Here is a 628-nt window from a genome sequence, read left to right as displayed (position 1 = left end):
GGCGCCCCGGACGCCGTTGAGGATCATGGCGACGGCGGTGTCCGCGATGACACCGGGCTCCTCCGCCACGCTCAGCTCGATACGCCGGACCGCGGCATCCACGGAGCCCTGCAGCAGCATGGCCGCCAGCCGGGGCTCCTCGTGGCCGAGGTCGCCGAGCGCCTCGACGATCATGGCGATCAGACCGCCGTGCGCGGCCCGGATCTTCTCGCGCGCGCCCGCGTCCAGTTCACTGGCGGAGATCGCGACCACGGCCCGGTGGCGCCGGTCCCCGACGAGGTCGAGCTGCCGGCGGACGTACGCCTCGATCTTCTCCTCGGGCGTCCCCGCCCGCTCCATCGCGTTCTCGACCTCGGCCGCCCAGACGGGGAAGTCGACGGCGCACAGCTCCTCGACGACGGCAGCGCGGGAGCGGAAGTACTCGTAGACGGAGGACCGGGCGAGGCCCGTACGTTCGGCGAGGGCGGGGAAGGTCAGCGCCTCCGTGCCCCCTTCGGACAGCAGAGAGCGCGCTGCGTCCAGGAGGGCGCCGCGCTGCATGGTCCGGTGCTCGGCCACGGAGGCCGCTCGAATCCTGGGCACGCCTCCACTCTACGGCGACGGCCGCCGCAGAGAGCGGGCGCGGCCC

The 628-nt window shown here is 73.9% G+C and carries 1 protein-coding gene; it reads right to left on the bottom strand.

Going from position 1 to position 628, the window contains the following annotated elements; all coding sequences use genetic code 11:
- Positions 1 to 558: TetR/AcrR family transcriptional regulator (locus E6R62_RS38210; RefSeq protein ID WP_136217981.1), on the bottom strand; the 558-nt coding region annotated here is incomplete at its 3' end.
- Positions 559 to 628 lie beyond the last annotated feature (70 nt).

This window comes from Streptomyces sp. A1136 (genome assembly GCF_004795055.1).
GTDB lineage: Bacteria > Actinomycetota > Actinomycetes > Streptomycetales > Streptomycetaceae > Streptomyces.
The sequence above is the reverse complement of the archived record's forward strand: the minus strand, read 5'-3'. Positions and strand labels throughout refer to the sequence as shown.